This is a genomic window from Lysobacter yananisis, assembly GCF_031199375.1.
GTDB classification, from domain to species: domain Bacteria; phylum Pseudomonadota; class Gammaproteobacteria; order Xanthomonadales; family Xanthomonadaceae; genus Lysobacter; species Lysobacter yananisis.
Genome location: NZ_CP133568.1, coordinates 400,860 through 420,261 on the forward strand (window position 1 = coordinate 400,860; position 19,402 = coordinate 420,261).

General features: G+C 71.2%; 17 protein-coding genes and 1 riboswitch. Of the genes, 10 read left to right on the forward strand and 7 right to left on the reverse strand.

Going from position 1 to position 19,402, the window contains the following annotated elements:
* The first annotated feature begins 391 nt into the window (after window positions 1–391).
* Window positions 392–661: riboswitch (cobalamin riboswitch) on the forward strand.
* Between the two features lie 189 nt (window positions 662–850).
* Entirely contained in the window at window positions 851–3,130 is a 2,280-nt protein-coding gene (metE, locus tag RDV84_RS01785) for a 5-methyltetrahydropteroyltriglutamate--homocysteine S-methyltransferase (RefSeq protein ID WP_309152274.1), read from the forward strand.
* A gap of 223 nt (window positions 3,131–3,353) precedes the next feature.
* Here metE and RDV84_RS01790 read toward each other — a convergent pair whose 3' ends face one another.
* Both RDV84_RS01790 and gap read right to left on the reverse strand, forming a co-directional pair.
* Window positions 3,354–5,003, reverse strand: coding sequence for a diguanylate cyclase (locus RDV84_RS01790; protein WP_078997226.1), 1,650 nt, complete (start codon window positions 5,001–5,003; stop codon window positions 3,354–3,356).
* A 193-nt stretch (window positions 5,004–5,196) separates the two neighbouring features.
* A complete protein-coding gene (gene gap / locus RDV84_RS01795) occupies window positions 5,197–6,201 on the reverse strand; it encodes a type I glyceraldehyde-3-phosphate dehydrogenase (RefSeq protein WP_250444929.1) in 1,005 nt (334 codons plus the stop codon).
* 235 nt (window positions 6,202–6,436) lie between these two features.
* Here gap and RDV84_RS01800 point away from each other — a divergent pair, with 235 nt between their 5' ends.
* Window positions 6,437–7,060 carry an OmpW/AlkL family protein gene (locus RDV84_RS01800; protein WP_057946425.1) on the forward strand — a complete coding sequence of 208 codons (624 nt, stop codon included), beginning with the start codon at window positions 6,437–6,439 and terminating at the stop codon, window positions 7,058–7,060.
* Here RDV84_RS01800 and RDV84_RS25685 read toward each other — a convergent pair.
* Window positions 7,050–7,394, reverse strand: a complete 345-nt coding sequence (locus RDV84_RS25685; protein ID WP_425608191.1) for a DUF6053 domain-containing protein — start codon at window positions 7,392–7,394, stop codon at window positions 7,050–7,052. The two genes, RDV84_RS01800 and RDV84_RS25685, sit on opposite strands and share 11 nt — an antisense overlap.
* Between RDV84_RS25685 and RDV84_RS01805 the strand changes: the two genes are divergently transcribed.
* The 7 genes from RDV84_RS01805 (at window position 7,296) to RDV84_RS01830 (ending at window position 12,417) form a co-directional block, all read left to right on the forward strand.
* Window positions 7,296–8,138, forward strand: coding sequence for a S1/P1 nuclease (locus RDV84_RS01805; protein ID WP_057946424.1), 843 nt, complete (start codon window positions 7,296–7,298; stop codon window positions 8,136–8,138). The two genes, RDV84_RS25685 and RDV84_RS01805, sit on opposite strands and share 99 nt — an antisense overlap.
* Window positions 8,139–8,388: 250 nt before the next feature.
* Entirely contained in the window at window positions 8,389–9,288 is a 900-nt protein-coding gene (locus tag RDV84_RS01810; RefSeq protein WP_309152275.1) for an MBL fold metallo-hydrolase, read from the forward strand.
* An 8-nt stretch (window positions 9,289–9,296) separates the two neighbouring features.
* Window positions 9,297–9,806, forward strand: coding sequence for a molybdopterin-binding protein (locus RDV84_RS01815; RefSeq protein WP_309152276.1), 510 nt, complete (start codon window positions 9,297–9,299; stop codon window positions 9,804–9,806).
* A 110-nt stretch (window positions 9,807–9,916) separates the two neighbouring features.
* Window positions 9,917–10,039 carry a DUF6053 domain-containing protein gene (locus RDV84_RS27270; RefSeq protein WP_425606328.1) on the forward strand — a complete coding sequence of 41 codons (123 nt, stop codon included), beginning with the start codon at window positions 9,917–9,919 and terminating at the stop codon, window positions 10,037–10,039.
* A gap of 149 nt (window positions 10,040–10,188) precedes the next feature.
* Window positions 10,189–10,977 (forward strand): molybdate ABC transporter substrate-binding protein, encoded by a 789-nt coding sequence (modA, locus tag RDV84_RS01820; protein WP_309152277.1) that lies wholly within the window; start codon window positions 10,189–10,191, stop codon window positions 10,975–10,977.
* Window positions 10,978–11,050: 73 nt separating this feature from the next.
* Window positions 11,051–11,755: a molybdate ABC transporter permease subunit gene (gene modB / locus RDV84_RS01825; protein WP_309152278.1), complete on the forward strand. Its 705-nt coding sequence runs from the start codon at window positions 11,051–11,053 to the stop codon at window positions 11,753–11,755.
* Window positions 11,752–12,417: an ATP-binding cassette domain-containing protein gene (locus RDV84_RS01830; RefSeq protein ID WP_309152279.1), complete on the forward strand. Its 666-nt coding sequence runs from the start codon at window positions 11,752–11,754 to the stop codon at window positions 12,415–12,417. The genes modB and RDV84_RS01830 overlap by 4 nt, the downstream gene beginning before the upstream one ends.
* Window positions 12,418–12,536: 119 nt before the next feature.
* Here RDV84_RS01830 and RDV84_RS01835 read toward each other — a convergent pair whose 3' ends face one another.
* On the reverse strand, window positions 12,537–13,817 hold the full coding sequence (locus RDV84_RS01835; protein WP_309152280.1) for a TonB family protein: 1,281 nt from the start codon (window positions 13,815–13,817) through the stop codon (window positions 12,537–12,539).
* Window positions 13,804–14,175, reverse strand: coding sequence for a BlaI/MecI/CopY family transcriptional regulator (locus RDV84_RS01840; RefSeq protein ID WP_057946417.1), 372 nt, complete (start codon window positions 14,173–14,175; stop codon window positions 13,804–13,806). The genes RDV84_RS01835 and RDV84_RS01840 overlap by 14 nt, the downstream gene beginning before the upstream one ends.
* Before the next feature lie 92 nt (window positions 14,176–14,267).
* Here RDV84_RS01840 and RDV84_RS01845 point away from each other — a divergent pair, with 92 nt between their 5' ends.
* Window positions 14,268–16,304, forward strand: a complete 2,037-nt coding sequence (locus RDV84_RS01845; protein WP_309152281.1) for an acetyl-CoA hydrolase/transferase C-terminal domain-containing protein — start codon at window positions 14,268–14,270, stop codon at window positions 16,302–16,304.
* A gap of 76 nt (window positions 16,305–16,380) precedes the next feature.
* On the opposite strand, the gene RDV84_RS01850 is transcribed toward RDV84_RS01845, so the two are convergent.
* Window positions 16,381–16,944: an REP-associated tyrosine transposase gene (locus RDV84_RS01850; protein WP_309152282.1), complete on the reverse strand. Its 564-nt coding sequence runs from the start codon at window positions 16,942–16,944 to the stop codon at window positions 16,381–16,383.
* A 215-nt stretch (window positions 16,945–17,159) separates the two neighbouring features.
* Window positions 17,160–19,157, reverse strand: a complete 1,998-nt coding sequence (gene tkt / locus RDV84_RS01855) for a transketolase (RefSeq protein ID WP_078997217.1) — start codon at window positions 19,155–19,157, stop codon at window positions 17,160–17,162.
* Window positions 19,158–19,402: the final 245 nt, after the last annotated feature.

A 19,402-nucleotide genomic window follows, 5' to 3' on the forward strand; every position in this document is an offset into this window, starting at 1 on the left:
GCTGCGCCTGCAAACGTTAGCGGCAGGCTCGTCCAAGCTCAACGAGCACGACGCGCGTGGGCGGGCCGGGCTTCATGTTGACGCGGGGCGGATGAACCCGGGGCGAGGACGGACCGCTCGCGCGCGCAACCGACAGGTGCGGCAAACGTGGCGGGAGCGCGGCGATCTGACCGGACAGCATCGGGCCTGAAGGCCCTCCCACGATCGCTGGAGCCTTCGATGTTCCCGCCGCTGCCGCACCGCCCCTGACGCTTGGGAGGGCCTTCAGGCCCGATGCCGTTCGTCCCGGCCCGACCGGTGCCGCAAACCGCCGCAGTGTCATTTGACTTCGCCGGGCCCGCTGCGTACCTTGGCCGCGTCTCGGTGAACATCGCTTCATACAGATAAAGCGATGGGACACGCCGGCCACGGTTGACGCCGCGGCCGGCCAGAGGGAATCCGGTGCGAATCCGGAGCTGCCCCGCAGCGGTATGGGAAACGAACGGGCCTTGGCACTGGGCGGTACGCCTGGGAAGCGGCCTTAGTAGGCGGAGCGAGGGGTGAGCGCAGAGGAGTGAGAAGCGAGTAAAGCCCTTTGGCTTTTGCTCGCTTCTCACTCCTCTGCGCTCACTCCTCGCTCAAAGTCCCGAGCCCGAAGACCTGCCGCGACCGGAAGGTACGCCTTCCGTCCGACTCCGGTCCCGCTTCGCCGTCGCGTCCGCGCGATGCGCGCGGCGGGCCGGCTCGCCCGCGGGGGCGGAGGTCGAAGCCAACGGATCGATCCGCAGTCCGGCGCACCCGCGTCCGGGCCGGCGCGGCCGTGGTCTCCTTCGTTGCCCTGCGTCATGCCCACGCATCGCAGGTATTGATCATGATCAGCGTCACCACCCTCGGCTTCCCGCGCATCGGCGCGCGGCGCGAGCTCAAGCAAGCCCTGGAATCGTTCTGGAAGGGCGACCGCGACGCGGCCGCGCTGCAGGCCACCGCCGCCGGATTGCGCGAACGCCACTGGCGCCTGGCCGTCGCGGCCGGCGCCGACAGCGTGCCGTGCAACGATTTCTCGCTCTACGACCATGTCCTCGACACCGCCGTGCTGTTCGACGCCATCCCGGCCTCGCACCGCGCCGCGTTCGAGGACGATCCGCTCTCTGGCTATTTCGCCCTCGCCCGCGGCCTGCAGGACGGCCGCCGCGACCTGCGCGCGCTGGAAATGACCAAGTGGTTCGACACCAACTACCACTACCTGGTCCCGCAGTTCGAACCCGGCCAGCGCTTCTCGCTGCGCGCCGACAAGCCGCTGGCCGAACTGGCCCAGGCCCGCGCGCTCGGCCTGGACGCGCGGCCGGTGCTGCTCGGCCCGGTCACCCTGCTCAAGCTCGGCAAGCGCACGGACGGCGGCGATCCGCGCGAACTGCTCGACGCGCTGCTGCCGGCCTACGCCGAGCTGCTGGCCACGCTCAAGGCGGCCGGCGCGCAGTGGGTGCAGATCGACGAGCCGGCGCTGGCGCTCGACCTCGACGACGCCGACCGCGCCGCCTACCGCCGCGCCTTCGACGCGCTCGCCCAGGCCGACTCGCCGCAGCGCCTGCTCGCGACCTACTTCGGCGCGCTCGGCGACAACGCCGCGCTGGCCGCGCAGTTGCCGGTCGAAGCGCTGCACTTGGATCTGGTGCGCGCGCCGCAACAGCTCGAAGCGGTGCTGCCGCTGCTGCCGGCCGACCGCGCGCTGAGCCTGGGCGTGGTCGACGGCCGCAACATCTGGCGCGCCGACCTCGACGCCGCGCTGAGCCTGGCCCGCCGCGCCGGCGAACGCGCGCGCTGGCTGGCGCCGTCGTGCTCGCTGCTGCACGTGCCGACCGACCTGGAGCTGGAACGCAAGCTGCCCGGCCCGCTGAAGCAGTGGATGGCGTACGCGAAGCAGAAGATCGAAGAGCTGCGCCTGGTCGCCGGCGCGCTGGCCGGCGACGCCGCGGCCGAAGGCGAACTGGCCCAGGCCGCCAGCGCGCGCGCCGCGCGCCTGGCCTCGCCGCTGCTGCGCAACGCCCAGGTGCGCAAGCTCCTGGCCGCGGTCGAGCCGGCGATGACCCGCCGTGCCAGCGCCTATCCGCAGCGCATCGCGCTGCAGCAGCAACGGCTGAAGCTGCCGCTGTTCCCGACCACCACCATCGGCTCGTTCCCGCAGACCGCGCAGGTGCGCCAGGCCCGCGCCGAACACAAGGCCGGGCGCCTGGACGACGCCGGTTACCGCGCCTTCCTCGAAAACGAAACCGTGCAGTGCCTGCGCGAGCAGGAAGCGCTCGGCATCGACGTGCTGGTGCACGGCGAGTTCGAGCGCAACGACATGGTCGAGTACTTCGGCGAGCAGCTCGACGGCTTCGCCTTCACCTCGCACGGCTGGGTGCAGAGCTACGGCTCGCGCTGCGTCAAGCCGCCGGTGCTGTTCGGCGACGTCGCCCGGCCCAGGCCGATGACGGTGGAATGGAGCCGCTTCGCCCAGGACCACGCCGCCAAGCCGGTCAAGGGCATGCTGACCGGGCCGGTGACGATCCTGCAGTGGTCGTTCGTGCGCGACGACCAGCCGCGCGCCGACAGCTGCCGGCAGATCGCCCTGGCCCTGCGCGAGGAAGTGCTGGACCTGGAGGCGGCCGGCATCGCCGCGATCCAGATCGACGAGCCGGCGCTGCGCGAAGGCCTGCCGCTGCGCCGCGCCGACTGGCCGGCGTACCTGGCCTGGGCCGGCGAGAGCTTCCGCCTCGCCGCCAGCGGCGTCGGCGACGCGACCCAGATCCACACCCACATGTGCTACGCCGAGTTCAACGACATCATCGACGCGGTCGCCGCGCTCGACGCCGACGTGATCTCGATCGAGACCTCGCGCTCGCGCATGGAGCTGCTCGACGCGTTCGTGCGCTACCGCTACCCCAACGGCATCGGCCCGGGCGTGTACGACATCCACTCCCCGCGCGTGCCCGACGAAGCGGAGATGCGCGAGCTGCTCGACAAGGCGCTGGACGTGCTGGAACCGGCGCAGCTGTGGGTCAATCCGGACTGCGGCCTGAAGACCCGCGGCTGGCCGGAAGTGCGCGCGGCGCTGCGGGCGATGGTCAGCGCGGCGCAAGGCCTGCGCGAGGCGGCGCGGGCGGAGGCCTGAGCCGGACGGTCCGGCGGATGCGTCGCGCCGCGTGCGCGGCGCGTCCGGCGCGGCCGAGGCAACCGACGCGGGCGCTCGCCGATGCGCGAACGCCCGTCGTTTGTTCCCTGCGAACCGCGCCAATCCGACCACCGCGAAACCCGCATCGCCGCCGTTTCGCGATACGCACCGCCTGCGGCCACGCGCCGCGACATCCGCTACCCGCGCTGCGATCCTCGCGCGATCAAGAACAAAACCCGTTGCGCCCGCGCCGCTTGGCCCGGTACAGCGCTTCGTCGGCGCGATCCATCGCCGCATCCAGTTCGTCCACGCTGTAGGCCATCGCCACGCCGATGCTGCAGGTCAGCCGGCCGTGTTCGCTGTCGCGGTGTTCGATGTCCCGGCGATACAGCCCGAGCAGGATCGCGCGGGCGATGTTGAGCACGCGCGCCCGGCCGACCCCGGGGATCAGCACGCAGAATTCCTCGCCGCCGGCGCGCACCACCGCGTCGTCGCCTTCGCGCACTTCGGCGCGGATCGCCGCCACCGCGGTGCGCAGCGCTTCGTCGCCGGCGCGGTGGCCGTAGCGGTCGTTGTAGGCCTTGAAGTGGTCGACGTCGAGCAACAGCACCGCGACGCTGCCCAGGCGCGCGCCCTGCGCGGCCAGCGCCTGCACGAATTCGTCGCGGCCGCGACGATTCAGCGCGCCGGTCAGCGGGTCGGTGCAGGCGACCCGGTCGAGTTCGCGCAGGGCCGCGCGCAGTTGCTCGGTGCGCTGCGCCACGTCGTGTTCGCGCTCGGCCAGGCTCTGGCGCAGTTCGGCGTGGGCGTGGTCGAGCCGCGTCGACAGGTCGACGATGGCGGCCAGCACCGGCTGCAGTTCCTCCGGCATCGGTACGTCGCCGGCCGGCAGGCCCGGCGCCGGCGCGGCGCCGCTGGCCAGCGCGCGCAGCCGCTGCAGCAGCAGCGAGGACGCGCGCGCCAGCACCCGCGCATACCACACGAACGCCAACGCCGCGCCGAGCACCGCCAGCAGCAGCAACTGGATCATCGACATCGCCCGCTCCAGCGCCGGGCGCGCGGCCAGTTCCCGCGGCGCCACCGCGTACAAGGTCCAGCCGCCGCGGGTGCGGGCCGCGGCGACGAAGGCGTGGCCGCCGTCGGGCATCACCGGCACCGCGCGGCGCGCGGCGCCGGCGTCGCGCTGGGCCAGCGCGGGCGCGAAACCGGTGTCGGCCGCGCGCTGCATGAACTTCAGGCCGATGCCGCCGCTGGCGTGGATGACCCGGCCGGCGCGGTCCAGCAGCACGGTCTCGTAGTCGCCGTGGCCGTTTTCGTCGTAGACGTGGGCCGGCGCCAGCGAGGCCTCGATCACCCCGGCGAAGGCGCCGTCGCGGTAGCGCGGCACCGACACCACCACCAGCGGGTCGCTGCCCAGGCCGCGGCCGACGAAGGCGTCGGAAATGTAATCCCGCCCGCTGCGCGCCGGCTGGCGGAAGTAGTCGCGGTCGGAGACGTCCAAGCCGACCGCGCGCGCGGCCGCCGCGGCCGGCGCGGCGCCGATCACCCGGCCGCGCGCGTCGGTGGCGATCAAGGTCAGGATCGGCGGGTAGCGCCGCTGCAGCTCGGGCAGTTCCACGCTCCAGTCCAGGCGGTGGCGCGCGCCGGCCGCAGCCAGCACGTGCAGGCTGGCCTGCAGCGCGGCCAGGCTCTCGTCGAGCTCGTGCGCGAGCACGTGCGCGCTGGCGGCGGTGCGCGCATCGATCTCGTCGAGTTCGGCCCGGTAGCGGGCGAGCACCATCGCCGCGCCGAACGCCAGGCTCGGCAGCACCACCGCCATCACCAGCAGGCCGAGGAACTGCCGATACAAGCCGCGCCGCACCGCCGGCTGCATGCGGCCCGCTTCCGCAACCGATTTTTTGTGCCTCGCAAAACGAAACAGCCCCGCCGAAGCGGGGCTGTTTCGATGCGCGGTGCCGGCGCGGAGCCAGCGCCGCCGTTCAAGGCGGCGCGGCGGTGGCGGCGATGGCGGTTGCGGGGTCTCGTCGTCCATGCGCGTCTCGCACGCCCGGGGCCGGTGCGGCGGCTTACTTGCCGACGACCACCTTGACCATTTCCAGGCACTTGTTGGAATAGCCCCACTCGTTGTCGTACCAGCTCACCAGCTTGACGAAGGTGCCGTCCAGCGCGATGCCGGCGTCGGCGTCGAAGATCGAGGTGCGCGCGTCGCCGCGGAAGTCGGTGGCGACGACCTTGTCCTCGGTGTAGCCCAGCACGCCCTTCAGCGCGCCTTCCGACTGCGCCTTCATTTCGGCGCAGATCTCGGCGTAGGTGGCGTCCTTGTTGAGTTCGACGGTCAGGTCGACCACCGACACGTCCGAGGTCGGCACGCGGAACGACATGCCGGTGAGCTTCTTGTTGAGCTCCGGGATCACCACGCCGACCGCCTTGGCCGCGCCGGTGCTGGACGGGATGATGTTCTCCAGGATGCCGCGGCCGCCGCGCCAGTCCTTGTTGGACGGGCCGTCGACGGTCTTCTGGGTCGCGGTGGCGGCGTGCACGGTGGTCATCAGGCCGCGCTTGATGCCCCACTTGTCGTTGAGCACCTTGGCCAGCGGCGCCAGGCAGTTGGTCGTGCACGAGGCGTTGGAGACGATCGCCTCGCCCTGGTAGGTCTTGTCGTTGACGCCGTAGACGAACATCGGCGTGTCGTCCTTCGACGGCGCCGACAGCACCACCTTCTTGGCGCCGGCGTCGAGGTGCTTCTGCGCGGTGGCCTTGTCGAGGAACAGGCCGGTCGATTCGACGACGACTTCGGCGCCGACCTCGTCCCACTTGAGGTTGGCCGGGTCGCGTTCCTGGGTCAGGCGGATCTTCTTGCCGTTGACGACCAGGGTGTTGCCTTCGACCGCCACGGTGCCCTTGAAGCGGCCGTGGACCGAGTCGTACTGCAGCATGTAGGCCAGGTAGTCCGGCTCGAGCAGATCGTTGATCGCGACGATTTCGATCTCGCCGTCGAAGTTCTGCACGGCCGCGCGCAGCACGTTGCGCCCGATGCGGCCGAAGCCGTTGATGCCTACCTTGATCGTCATTGCGATAACTCCTGCGTCCGCCGGGGCGGGTCGAAGTGGGGAAACCGCCATTCTAGCAAGGCGGGGCCGGCGTCGCAGTCCGGCACGACCGCGGCCGAGAGCGACCGTGAGCCGCGCCCGGACTGCGATGGCAATCAAGGTTTGCGGTTTTACTGCGCATTTAGAGTGCGCGGCAGGCTTCGGCCTGTTCAGAAAACCCGGCATTCCGCACTCATCTGCAAGGGGGACTCAAGGAATGAACCATCGACTGACCGGCGGCCTCGTCGCCGCCGCGCTCGCCTGCGCGGCCCACCCTGCCCTGGCCCAGCAGGCCGGCACCTTCACCGTCGGCATCGGCGCCCACCAGGTCCAGCCCAAGTCCAACAACGGCAGCGTGCTCGGCGGCACCGCCCAACTGGAGATCGGCGACAACGTCCAGCCCACCATCACCTTCGAGTACTTCCTGCGCGAGAACCTCGGCATCGAGGTGCTGGCGGCGACGCCGTTCAAGCACGACATCGACATCAAGGGCCTGGGCAAGGTCGCCACCACCAAGCACCTGCCGCCGACCTTCTCGCTGCAATACCACTGGAACAGCCAGGGCACGGTCTCGCCGTTCGTCGGCGTGGGCGTGAACTACACCACCTTCTTCAGCGAGAAGACCACCGGCCCGCTGCGCGGCGCCAAGCTCAAGCTGGAGGACTCGGTCGGCGTGGCCGCGCACGTGGGCGTGGACTTCATCCTCAACGAGCGCGGCGCGGTCCGGGTCGACGCGCGCTGGATGGACATCGGCACCGACGTGAAGCTCAACGGGCAGAAGATCGGCAAGGCCAACATCGATCCGCTCGTGTACGGGCTGGCGTACGTGTTCAAGTTCTGAGCGGCGCCTGGGTCATGCAGCGGGGCCGCGCCGCCGGGCGGCGCGGCCTTGATCGTGGTGATCGGATCGAACCGCGTCGGGGCTGAAGCCCCTTCCACAAAAGCGCAGGCCGTCGCGGTCGGAGGGCTGTTGTGGGAGGGGCTTCAGCCCCGACGCTTTCGTTCCAGATCGCCACCCCTCGCACCGCCAGCTTCGGACAGCGGCCCGCGCCACCGGCTCCGGTACAGTGCGCGCCATGACCGCCCCCCACACTTCCGCCCGCCGCCTGCTCGCCGCCGCCGCGCTCGTCCTCGCCCTGCCGCTGCCGGCCCTGGCCTGGGGTCCGCAGGGCCACCGCCTGGTCGCCGAACTGGCCTGGAACGACATGTCGCCCGCCGCGCGCGCCGAGGCCGAGAAGCTGCTCGCCGGCGAGCCCGACCCGACCCTGCCCGGCATCGCCAACTGGGCCGACCAACTGCGCGCCGAAGACCCGGACCTGGGCAAGCGCAGCGCCAAGTGGCACTACGTCAACCTCGGCGAGAGCGATTGCCGTTACGACGCCGCGCGCGACTGCCCCGGCGGCAATTGCGTGGTCGCGGCGATCGCCGCGCAGAGCGCGATCCTGGCCGACCGCCGCAAGCCGCGGGCCGAGCGCCTGCAGGCGTTGAAGTTCGTCGTCCACTTGGTCGGCGACGTGCACCAGCCGCTGCACGCCGGCTACGCCCGCGACAAGGGCGGCAACGATTTCCAGCTCGCCATTCCCGGCCAGCCCGAGCGCCCCGGCGGCTACGGCGCCAACCTGCACTCGCTGTGGGACAGCCGCATGCTCAGCATGAGCAAGCTCGGCGACGACAAGTACCTGGCCCGGCTGGAGAAGATCCAGGTGCCCGCGGTCAGCGCGCTGGCGCTGCCGCCGCCGGCCGCCGACTGGGCCGAGGACTCGTGCAAGCTGGTGCTGCAACCGGGCTTCTATCCGCCGACCCACAAGCTGGCGCCGGACTATGTCGCCACCTGGCGGCCGCTGGCCGAGACCCAGTTGCGCCTGGGCGGCGAACATCTGGCCAAGCTGCTCGACGCCGCGCTGGCGCCGGGGCGCTGACCGCCGCGTCGCGCCGCCCTGCCGCGCGACGCCGACGCCGGACCGCGCATCGACGCGGCCGCTTGACATGGCCGCTTAACATGGCCGATCGGCGTGGCGGGTTAACGTGGCGCACCGACGCGCCGCGCCGCATCGGACGACGGATCGGCGCGGCCCATCGCGCCGACGTCCGGCCGATACGGCGCCTCGTATCGGCCGCGCCCGCGCGGGAACCGACGAAGAACGCGGCGCCGCCGCACCGAGAGCCGCCATGCCGCCCGCCCCCGCCGCCGCGCCGCACGTCAGCGCCTTCCATCATCGCGACACCGGCACCTGGACCTACCTGGTCGCCGACCCGGCCACGCGCGCGGCCGCCATCGTCGATCCGGTGCTCGACTTCGACCCGCGTTCGGGCCGCACCGGCCTGGACAGCGTCGCGCCCTTGCTCGAACGCGCCGCCGCCGACGGCCTGCGCATCGACTGGCTGCTGGAAACCCACGCCCACGCCGACCACCTCAGCGCCGCGCACGCGCTGCGCGAGCGCCTGCGCGCGGCGGACGGCCGCGCGCCGCGGCTGGCCATCGGCCGCCGCATCGGCGAGGTGCGGCGGGTGTTCGCGCCGCTGTTCGGCCTGTCCGACGAAGAGCCCGCGCGACAGCCTGCCGCGTTCGATCATCTGTTCGACGACGACGAAAGCTTCGCCGTCGGCGCGCTGCCCGCGCGCGCGATCCCGGTGCCCGGCCACACCCAGGACAGCCTGGCCTACCTGATCGGCGACGCCCTGTTCGCCGGCGACTCGCTGTTCATGCCCGACAGCGGCACCGCCCGCTGCGACTTTCCCGGCGGCGACGCGGCGATGCTGTACCAGTCGATCCAGCGCCTGTACCTGCTGCCCGAGGCGACCCGCGTGTTCGTCTGCCACGATTACGGCAAGGACGGACGCGAGCCGGCCTGCGAGACCACGATCGGCGCGCAGAAGCAGGGCAATCTGCACGTGCGCGCCGACACCGACGAAGCCGGGTTCGTGGCCCTGCGCGAAGCGCGCGACCGCACCCTGGCGGTGCCGGCGCTGATCCTGCCGTCGCTGCAGGTCAACCTGCGCGGCGGCGCGCTGCCGGAGCCGGAGGCCAACGGCGTGCGCTACCTGAAACTTCCGCTCGACCAACTGTGAGGATGCGCATGCGCCGCACCGATGCCCGTTTGTTGTCCTTGTCGCTGCTGTTGACCGTCGCTTTCGCCGCGCAGGCGCAGCACCGGCATGCCGACGCCGAATCCAAGGCCGCAGCCGCGCCGACGGGCCCGGTGGAGGTCAAGCTGGACGAAGCGCTGATCGCGCGGCTGCCGCAGGTGAAGGCCGAGGGCGAAGCGCACGGCCGCAAACTCAGCTGCGAAGGCGTGGCCCTGGTCGAACTGCTGCGCGCGTCCGGCGCGATGCCGGCCGCGCCGTTGCGCGGCGCGCAACTGGCGCGGGTCGCGCAGGTACGCGCGCGCGACGGCTACCGCGCCGCGTTCTCGCTCGGCGAACTCGACCCGAGCCTGGGCAACCGTCCGGTGGTGCTGACCCGCCGCTGCAACGGCGCCGACCTGCCGGCCGAAGACGGCCCCTGGCGCCTGATCGTCCCCGGCGAATCGCGTCCGGCGCGGTGGGTGCGGCAGGTCGAGTCGATCCGGGTGAGCGGCGCCGACTGACTGAGGCAAGGCCTTCAGGCCGGGCACTGCGCTCTTCTGTGGAAGAGCCTCCAGGCCCGACGCTGCGCTCTTCTGTGGGAGGGCCTTCAGGCCCGACGCTGCGCTCTTCTATGGAAGAGCCTCCCGGCCCGACGCTGCGCTCTTCTGTGGAAGAGCCTCCAGGCCCGCCGCTGCGCTCTTCTGTGGGAGGGCCTTCAGGCCCGACGCTTTCCGCTCAGATCGCGGCGATTTGAGACAAAAGCATCGGGCCTGAAGGCCCTCCCACAACAGCCCAGGCCCTGCGACACCCAGGCGCTCCAACAGCCCCTCCGACAACGGCCATCGAACCCTTCCGCCACAGCCTCGGGTTACTCTGCCTCCACCTCCCCGCAGGCCCGTCCCCATGAACGTCCGCCGCCGCTTCCTCGGCGCCCTGTGCGCCCTCGGTCTCGCCTTCGCCGCCGGCGCCGCGCCCGCGCAGGAGCAGAACGCGCAGCCGCTGACCGTGTTCGCCGCCGCCAGCCTCAAGGAATCGCTCGACGAAGCCGCCGCCGCTTACCAAACGCAAACCGGCCAGGCGGTGCGCGCCTCCTACGCCGCCAGCTCGGCGCTGGCGCGGCAGATCGAACAAGGCGCGCCGGCCGACCTGTTCTTCTCCGCCGACCTGGACTGGATGGACTACCTGCAGCAACGCCAGTTGCTCGTCGACGCCAGCCGCCGCAACGTGCTCGGCAACACCCTGGTGCTGATCGCGCCGAAGGACAGCCAGGCCAAACCGCTGGCGCTCAAGCCCGGCACCGACCTGCGCCCGCTGCTCGGCGAAGGCCGCCTGGCGCTGGCGCTGACCGCGAGCGTGCCGGCCGGCAAGTACGCGCGCGCCGCGTTCGAGAAGCTCGGCGTATGGCGACAACTGCAGCCGCGCGTGGCCGAAGGCGAGAACGTGCGCGCGGCGCTGATGCTGGTCGCGCGCGGCGAGGCGCCGCTGGGCGTGGTCTACGGCAGCGACGCCCAGGCCGAACCCAAGGTGCGGGTGCTGGCGACCTTCCCCGCCGACACCCACGCGCCGATCGTCTACCCGGTGGCCGTGGTCAAGGCCAGCCGCCACCCGGGCGCGGCCGCGTTCGCGCAATGGCTGCGCGACAAGCAGGCGGCGGCGATCTTCCGCCGCCACGGTTTCGCGCCGCTGCCGTGAATCCGGCCGCGAACCCGGCCGCGACGCCCGTGCGGTCCGACCGCGTCGCCACCGCGAACGCCGCGGCATCGCGATGAGCGAGGGCTTCGCCGGCTTCAGCGCGGCCGAGCTGACCGCGATCGCGCTCAGCCTCAAGGTCGCCGCGGCCGCCACCGTCTGCAGCCTGCCGTTCGGCGTGGCGGTGGGCTGGCTGCTGGCGCGCACGCGCTTTCCCGGCAAGCTGCTGGTCGACACGCTGATGTACCTGCCGCTGGTGCTGCCGCCGGTGGTCACCGGCTATGCGCTGCTGCTCGGCTTCGGCGCGCAGGGACCGATCGGGCGGTTCCTGTTCGAGCACTTCGGAATCGTGTTCGCGTTCCGCTGGACCGGTGCCGCGCTGGCCAGCGCGATCATGGGCTTCCCGCTGATGGTGCGCGCGATCCGCCTGTCGATCGAAGCGGTGGACCGGCGCCTGGAACAGGCCGCGGCCACGCTCGGCGCCAATCCGTGGCGGGTGTTCTTCGGCGTGACCCTGCCGCTGGCCTGGCCCGGCCTGCTGGCCGGCGCGGTGCTGTGCTTCGCCAAGGCGCTGGGCGAGTTCGGCGCCACCATCACCTTCGTGTCCAACATCGCCGGCGAGACCCAGACGCTGTCGTCGGCGATCTGGGGCCTGATGCAGACGCCCGGCGCCGAGTCGGGCGTGCTGCGGCTGGCGCTGGTCGCGGTGGCGTTGTCGTTTGCCGCGGTGTTCGCCTCGGAATGGCTGGTGCAGCGCCAGCGCGCGGGGACGCAGCGATGAACGCCGCGGTTTCCGCCGCGGACAACGGCGGTTTCGACATCGACATCGAACTGCGCCGCGGCGACGCGCGCTCGGGTTTTCGCCGCACGTTCGCGATCCGCAGCGAGCACCGGGTGATCGCCGTGGTCGGCGACTCCGGCGCCGGCAAGACCTCGCTGCTGCACGCCATCGCCGGCCTGCTGCGGCCGGTGCGCGGACGCATCGTCGTCGCAGGCGAGACCCTGTTCGACCGCGAGCGCCGCATCGACCAGCCGGCGCACCGCCGCCGCATCGGCTACGTGTTCCAGGACGCGCGCCTGTTCCCGCACCTGGACGTGCGCGCCAACCTGCTTTACGGCCTGCGCGGCGCGGGCGCGCGCGAGCGCCGCTTCGAACTGGACGCGATCGTCGAGTTGCTCGGCATCGACCACCTGCTGGCGCGCGGCACCGCCGGCCTGTCCGGCGGCGAGATGCAGCGCGTGGCGCTGGGCCGCGCCTTGCTGTCGCAGCCGCGCATCCTGCTGCTCGACGAACCGTTGTCCATGCTGGACATGAACCGCCGCGACGAACTGCTGCCGTACCTGCAGCGGGTGCGCGAGGAAAGCGGCTTGCCGATGATCTACGTCAGCCACTATCCCGAGGAAGTGCGGCGGATCGCCGAGGACGTGCACCGCATCGGTTGAGCGACGGCGCCGCCATCGCCGAGGGGACGAACGCGCCCGGCAACATGCGCGGGCGCGCGAACGAACCCAGGCAAAAACCGCCGCCACCGCGCCGTGGCCATCGGCGCGGCAGCGCAGGCTTACTGCGCGCCGATCCGCAACGCGTCCAGTTCGGGCACTTCGGACGCCAGTCCCGGCGCATCGCCGCCGGGCGCGGCCGGGCTTTGCGTATCGGGCTCGAAGTCCACCGGCACCCGCACCCACGACGCGACCGGCCGGCCCCCGACCGTGCGCGGCGTGAACGACCAATTGCGCGCGGCGTCCATCGCCGCCTGGTCCAGTTCGGCATGGCCCGAGCTGCGCTTGAGCCGCAGGTCGGACACGCGGCCGTCGATGGCCACTTCCAGCTCCAGCATCACCCGGCCGCCATTGCGGCTGCCCTGCGGCCACTGCGGCGGCGACAAGCGCCCGTATCCGACTTCGGTCGCGGCCGCGGCCTTGGCCGCTCCGGCCGCGGCCAGCGCCGCCTGCGGCTGCGCCGCCCAGGCCGCCGCCGCGCCGGACAACACCAACGCGCAGATCGATACCGCGCCCGCCACGCGACGTCCGCGCGCGGCGCTGCGTTTGCTCAACATCATGATTCGCTCCTTGAGTGGATGGACTTGGCCCCAGTGGCAACTCAGCGGCGCGGGGCCCGGCGCCAGCTGGGTCTTGAGCAATGCCTCGGCATAGGCGCGGCGCGCGCCGGGATGCGCGCGCATCACCCGCTCGTCGCAGGCCAGTTCCTGGTCGTGATGGAAACTGCGCGCACACAGGTGCAGCAACGGCTGGAACCACAGCAGGCAGCGCAGCGCCGCGACCGCCGCGCCGGCCCACAGGTCGCCGCCGGCGATGTGCGCGCGTTCGTGCGCGAGCATCAGGTCGCGCTCGCGCTCGCTGTAGGCGCTGTCGAAATCCGCGGGCACCGCGATGCGCGGCCGCAGCAGGCCGAACGCCGCCGGCAGGCCGGCGCGGTGCGGCGCCTGCAGCAGGCCGTCGGCGCGCAACCGCGCCCGCGCCAGGCCGCGCTGGAAGCGCCATTGCTGCGACCCCATCCAGGCCGCCGTCGCCAACGCGCCGCACGCCCAGGCCGCCAGCCACCACGCGCTGGCCGTGTCCGCGCCGCGGCCGTCCGGCGCCGCGGCCAGCGGCGCCCACACCGTCAGGGCCGGCAACGCGCCGATGTAAGCCTGCGGCGCCGGCAACAGCGTCGCGATCGACGCCGCCGGCACCAGGCTCCAACCCGCATAGGCCGCGCCGGCGCCGAACGCCGCGCGCAGCGGCCGGCGCAGGATCGTCACCGCCAACGCCGCCGCGCCGGCGGCGACAGCGGCGCGGGCGAGCATCGGCAACAGCGCGGCGCAGCACTCAGCGAGCGTCATCGTCGAGTTCCTCCAGCAGCTTGCGCAGTTCGGCGATGTCCTTGCGGCTGAGCTTGCGGTGCTGGCTGAAATGCGCGACCAGCGGCGCGACGCGGCCGCCGAACAGCCGCTGCAGCAGGCCCTGGCTCTCGTCGAGCAGCCAGTCCTCGCGCTTGAGCACCGGCGCGTACAGATAGCGCCGGCCGTCCTTCTCGGCGCGGATCGCGCCCTTGTTCAACAGGCGGTTGAGCAGGGTCTTGACCGTGGCCTCCTGCCAGGACTGGGCGTCGGCCACGGCCGCGGCCACCTCTTCGGCGGCCAGCGGATGGCGCTGCCACAGCACTTCCATCACCACCGATTCGGCTTCGCTGATCTGCATCGTTTACATCCGTAATTTTTATTGAGATTACACCCGTAAACGAACAATGCAAGCCCCCGCCGCGTTGACGGGCCCGGTGCGATACTGCGGCGATGAGCCTTTCCCCGCGCCCCGAGCCCGTCCGTTTCCAGTCCCTCGCCGACGCCGTCGACTTCCTCTACGCGCGCCTGCCGGGCCCGCTGCACGTCGGCGCCCCGCTCGGCCTGGGCAAGCCGCATCGCCTGCTCAACGCCTTGTACGAACGCGCGCAGCGCGAACCGGCGCGGCGCCTGCACCTGTACACCGCGCTGTCGCTGGACCCGCCCGCGGCCGGCAAGGGCCTGGAGGCGCGGTTTCTGCAACCGTTCCTGCAACGCCACTTCGGCGACGACTACCCGCGCCTGGCGTATGTGCAGGCGCTCAAGCGCAACGCGCTGCCGGCGCACATGGAGGTGGAGGAGTTCTACCTGCAATCGGGCGCGCTGCTGCGCTCGCAGGCGGCGCAGCGCCGCTACGCCAGCCTCAACTACACCCACGTCGCGCGCGCGCTGGCCGAGCGCGGGGTCAATGCGGTGGTGCAGAAGGTCGCGGCCGATCCGTCCGGCGGCGGGCGGCTGTCGCTGTCGTGCAATACCGATCTCACCTTCGACGCCGTCGACGCGATCGTCGCGCACGGATTGCCGCGGCCGCTGCTGATCGCCGAAGTCGATCCGCTGCTGCCGTGGATCGACGGCAGTGCGGCGGTGGACGCCTCGTTCTTCGATGCGGTGGTGGCGCCACCGGGGCCGTATCCGAAATTGTTCGGGCTGCCGCGGCAGCCGGTCAGCGATGCGGACTACGCGATCGGCTTCCATGCAAGCACCTTGGTGCGCGATGGCGGGACCTTGCAGATCGGGATCGGGACGTTGGCGGATGCGCTTTGCCATGCGCTGGTGTTGCGGCATACGGACAATGCGGCGTATTGGCGGGTGTTGGAGGCGTTGGGGTATGAAAAGGCTGGCGAGTCCGGCGGTGCGGGAGGCTCGCCGCTTGCACACACCGCTTCGTCGGATGTTGACCTGTCCACTACCCATAACGCGATGGCGACAATTGCGCCGCTTGCCCCCTTTAGCGTTGGGCTTTTTGGCTGCAGCGAAATGCTCAACGAAGGCTTCCGCCGCCTGGTCGAAGTCGGCGTGATCAAGCGCAAGGTCGTCGACGATCTCGATTTCATGCGGAGGCTGCACGAGGGCCGCGCCGATGCCGCCGACCTGGAACGGCTCGAACGCGAGGGCGAGTACCTGCAAGGCGGCTTCTATCTGGGCTCGCAGGATTTCTACGACTGGTTGCGCGACATGCCCGAAGCCCAGCGCCGCGGCATCAGCATGCGCCGGATCAGCGAGGTCAACGAGCTCTACGGCGGCAACGAAACACTGGAACGCCTGCAGCGCCGCGACGCGCGCTTCTTCAACAGCTGCATGATGGCCACCGCGCTCGGCGCGGCGGTGTCGGACACGCTCGACGACGGGCGCGTGGTGTCCGGCGTCGGCGGCCAGTACAACTTCGTCGCCATGGCCCATGCCCTGCCCAATGCGCGCTCGGTGCTGATGCTGCGCGCCACCCGCGACGGCGGCGGCGAAACCCGATCCAACGTGGTCTGGAACTACCCGCAGGCGACGATTCCGCGCCACCTGCGCGATGTCTACGTGACCGAGTACGGCATCGCCCATCTGCGCGGCAAGACCGACGAAGACTGCACCCTGGCGATGGCCGCGATCGCCGGCAGCGGCTTCCAGCAGCCGCTGCTGCAGGCCGCGATCGGCGCCGGCAAGCTGGCGCCGAAGCTCCACCGCGCGAGCGACCGCAACACCCCGCAACGGCTGCGCGCCGCGCTGGCGCCGCTGCGCGCGCAGGGCGTGCTGCCCGACTACCCGCTCGGCAGCGACTTCACTGCCGTCGAGCAGCGCCTGGTCAAGGCGCTGGCGTGGCTGAAGGCGAACACCGCCACGACCGGCGCCAAGGCGCGTACCGCGCTCAAGGCGTGGTTCTCCGGCGGCGCGACGGATGCCGAAGCGATGCAGCGCATGGGGCTGGAGCGGCCGGCGGGGTTCGCCGAAAAACTCGAAGCGCGGCTGGTGGCGTTGGCGTTGCGCGAGACTTCGGCGGACTGATCGGAAAGCGTCGGGCCTGAACGCCCTCCCACAAAGGCTCGCCGCCAATGAATGAGCCGATCGCCGAGGCTCGCAGTCATGACAGCGGACCCGACGGCTGTTGTGGGAGGGCCTTCAGGCCCGACGCTCTTCGATCAGTCCAGATCGCATCCCAATACGGATAGTCGCCGACTCGCCGCACCAAACCGGCGCGCTTGGGATTGGCGACGATGTAACGAGCCGCCGGCAACAGTTCTTCTTCTGTGCGCAAGGCCCGGTCGTGAAAGCCCGGCATCCAGACGAAACCCTTTCGGTTCAGGGCCCGATTGACCGTTCGCGCCGCCCGTCCTTTCATCGAAGCGACCACGCTTTCCAGGCGAACCTCGCTGTTAAACCGGATCAGCCCGTGCCAGTGATCCGGCATCAGCACCCAGCACAGCAACTGCGCGCCCAGCCATTTGTCCGGATCGGCGATGGCGTCCGCCGCGACGCGGGCGACATGGTCGCTGGCGAACATCCGCCTGCGGCAGATGCAGACCGTGGTGACCAGGTAGATCCGTTGTTGCTCCGAGCAGCGGCCGCGGCGCAGGGCGCGATAACCGGGAGAATCCGAAGGCGAGTTCATGCCCGCAGCATTCGGCACCCGGGCGGCTGCGATCATCGGAGTGTGCCGTTGGCGCAGGTAGGAAAGTACTGCCTTGGCTGATCGGAAGGCGTCGGGCCTGAAGGCCCTCCCACACAAGCGCCCCGCAGCAGCGCTTCGCCCTTGTGGGAGGGCCTTCAAGCCCGACGCCTTGCGATCAAATCGCGCAAAAGAAACGGGGCGCAAAAGCGCCCCGATTCTTTCGGTCTTTGCGACCCTCGGGCCGCGCGCCCTCAGCCCAGCTTCTTCACCGTGGCCACCACCCGATCGACGGTGAAGCCGAAGTACGGGAACAGCGCTTCGGCCGGGGCCGAGGCGCCGAAGCGGTCGATGCCGACCACGTCGCCGTCCAGGCCGACGTACTTGCGCCAGAAGTCGCTGACGCCGGCTTCGATCGCGACGCGCTTGCGCACGGCGTTGGGCAGCACCGACTCGCGGTAATCCAGCGGCTGGCGGTCGAACACGTCGGTCGAGGGCATCGACACCACGCGCACCTTGACGCCTTCGGCGCTCAGCGCGTCGGCGGCCTGGGTGGCCAGGCCGATCTCCGAACCGGTCGCCAGCAGGATCACCTCCGGCGCGCCGTCGCTGTCGCGCAGCACGTAGCCGCCGCGCGCGATCTGCGCCACCTGCTGCGCGTCGCGCGGCTGGTGCGGCAGGTTCTGGCGCGAGAACACCAGGCAGCTCGGGCCGTCCAGGCGCTCGATCGCGGCCTTCCACGCCGCCGCCGACTCGACCGCGTCGCACGGGCGCCACACGTCGTTGTGCGGGATGTAGCGCAGGCTGGCGAGGTGCTCGACCGGCTGGTGGGTCGGGCCGTCTTCGCCCAGGCCGATGGAGTCGTGGGTGTAGACGTGGATCACGTGCGCGCCCATCAGCGCGCTCATGCGCACCGCGTTGCGGGCGTAGTCGCTGAACACCAGGAAGGTGGCGTCGAACGGGATGAAGCCGCCGTGCAGGTTGAGGCCGTTGCTGATCGCGCTCATGCCGAACTCGCGCACGCCGTAGTAGACGTAGTTCGCGTTCGGATCGGTGGTGGCGACCGACTTGCTGGCCTTCCACAGGGTCAGGTTGGAATGCGCCAGGTCGGCCGAGCCGCCGATCAGTTCCGGCAGCAGCGGCGCGAAGGTCTCGATCGCCATCTGCGAGGCCTTGCGCGAGGCGATGGTCTGGCCATCGGCCTGCAGCTTGGCCAGGTACGCGTCGGCCTGGGCGGAGAAGTCGGCCGGCAGCTCGCCGGCGATGCGGCGCTTCAGCTCGGCGGCCTCGGCCGGGAACTGCGCGGCGTAGGCGTCGAAGGCTTGCTGCCACTGCGCCTGCGCGCCCGCGTGGTCGCGGTTGCGCCAGCCGGCGTAGATGTCTTGCGGGATCTCGAACTCGGCGTACGGCCATTCCAGCGCGGCGCGGGTCGCGGCGACTTCATCCTTGCCCAGCGGCGCGCCGTGCGAGGATTCCTTGCCGGCCTTGGCCGGCGAGCCGAAGCCGATCGTGGTGCGGCAGCAGATCAGGGTCGGCTTGTCGTCGTGCTTGAGCGCGGTCTCGATCGCGGTCTTGATCTCGACCGGGTCGTGGCCGTTGACCTTGCGGATCACGCGCCAGCCGTAGGCCTCGAAGCGCGCCGCGGTGTCGTCGGTGAACCAGCCGTCGGTGTTGCCGTCGATGGAGATCTTGTTGTCGTCCCAGAACGCGACCAGCTTGCCCAGGCCCCAGGTGCCCGCCAGCGACGCGACTTCGTGCGAGATGCCTTCCATCAGGCAGCCGTCGCCCATGAACACCCAGGTGCGGTGGTCGACGATGTCGTGGCCTTCGCGGTTGAAGCGCTGGGCCAGGATCTTCTCCGCCAGCGCCATGCCGACCGCGTTGGCCAGGCCCTGGCCGAGCGGACCGGTGGTGGTCTCCACGCCCGGGGTCTCGAAGTTCTCCGGATGGCCCGGGGTGCGCGAGTGCAGCTGGCGGAAGCGCTTGAGCTCCTCGATCGGCAGGTCGTAGCCGGCCAGGTGCAGCAGCGCGTACTGCAGCATCGAACCGTGGCCGTTGGAGAGGATGAAGCGGTCGCGGTTGAACCACTTCGGATCGGCCGGGTTATGGCTCAGGAAGTCGTTCCACAGCACTTCGGCGATATCGGCCATGCCCATCGGCATGCCGGGGTGGCCGGAGTTGGCGGCCTGCACCGCGTCGATGGCGAGGAAACGGATGGCGTTGGCAAGATCGCGGCGGCTGGGCGTCGTCATGGGGCTCGGGCGGCTGAGGCTGGGAAGCGGAGCGAGAACCGGCCCGGGGCGTGCCCGTTTCGGGCGGCGGGGCCGGCGAAGAGCCGCCATTGTCCCATCCCGGGGCGGCCGTGTCGCCCCGAACCCGTTCAGCGGCCGCTGGAGCCGTCGACGCGCCTCCCCCCGCCCCGAACCGGCAGATTCGGCACGCCGCAGCGGGAGCGCGTGGGCCGCGCCCCATCGAAGCCGACTGGCGCTGCCGTCTC

Excerpts from the sequence above, each read along its gene's own strand:
- metE (WP_309152274.1), top strand. The coding sequence starts at position 851 with ATGATCAGCGTCACCACCCTCGGCTTCCCGCGCATCGGCGCGCGGCGC.
- RDV84_RS01790 (WP_078997226.1), bottom strand. The coding sequence starts at position 5,003 with ATGCAGCCGGCGGTGCGGCGCGGCTTGTATCGGCAGTTCCTCGGCCTG.
- gap (WP_250444929.1), bottom strand. The coding sequence starts at position 6,201 with ATGACGATCAAGGTAGGCATCAACGGCTTCGGCCGCATCGGGCGCAAC.
- RDV84_RS01800 (WP_057946425.1), top strand. The coding sequence starts at position 6,437 with ATGAACCATCGACTGACCGGCGGCCTCGTCGCCGCCGCGCTCGCCTGC.
- RDV84_RS01805 (WP_057946424.1), top strand. The coding sequence starts at position 7,296 with ATGACCGCCCCCCACACTTCCGCCCGCCGCCTGCTCGCCGCCGCCGCG.
- RDV84_RS01810 (WP_309152275.1), top strand. The coding sequence starts at position 8,389 with ATGCCGCCCGCCCCCGCCGCCGCGCCGCACGTCAGCGCCTTCCATCAT.
- RDV84_RS01815 (WP_309152276.1), top strand. The coding sequence starts at position 9,297 with ATGCGCCGCACCGATGCCCGTTTGTTGTCCTTGTCGCTGCTGTTGACC.
- RDV84_RS27270 (WP_425606328.1), top strand. The coding sequence starts at position 9,917 with ATGGAAGAGCCTCCCGGCCCGACGCTGCGCTCTTCTGTGGAAGAGCCT.
- modA (WP_309152277.1), top strand. The coding sequence starts at position 10,189 with ATGAACGTCCGCCGCCGCTTCCTCGGCGCCCTGTGCGCCCTCGGTCTC.
- modB (WP_309152278.1), top strand. The coding sequence starts at position 11,051 with ATGAGCGAGGGCTTCGCCGGCTTCAGCGCGGCCGAGCTGACCGCGATC.
- RDV84_RS01830 (WP_309152279.1), top strand. The coding sequence starts at position 11,752 with ATGAACGCCGCGGTTTCCGCCGCGGACAACGGCGGTTTCGACATCGAC.
- RDV84_RS01835 (WP_309152280.1), bottom strand. The coding sequence starts at position 13,817 with ATGACGCTCGCTGAGTGCTGCGCCGCGCTGTTGCCGATGCTCGCCCGC.
- RDV84_RS01840 (WP_057946417.1), bottom strand. The coding sequence starts at position 14,175 with ATGCAGATCAGCGAAGCCGAATCGGTGGTGATGGAAGTGCTGTGGCAG.
- RDV84_RS01845 (WP_309152281.1), top strand. The coding sequence starts at position 14,268 with ATGAGCCTTTCCCCGCGCCCCGAGCCCGTCCGTTTCCAGTCCCTCGCC.
- RDV84_RS01850 (WP_309152282.1), bottom strand. The coding sequence starts at position 16,944 with ATGATCGCAGCCGCCCGGGTGCCGAATGCTGCGGGCATGAACTCGCCT.
- tkt (WP_078997217.1), bottom strand. The coding sequence starts at position 19,157 with ATGACGACGCCCAGCCGCCGCGATCTTGCCAACGCCATCCGTTTCCTC.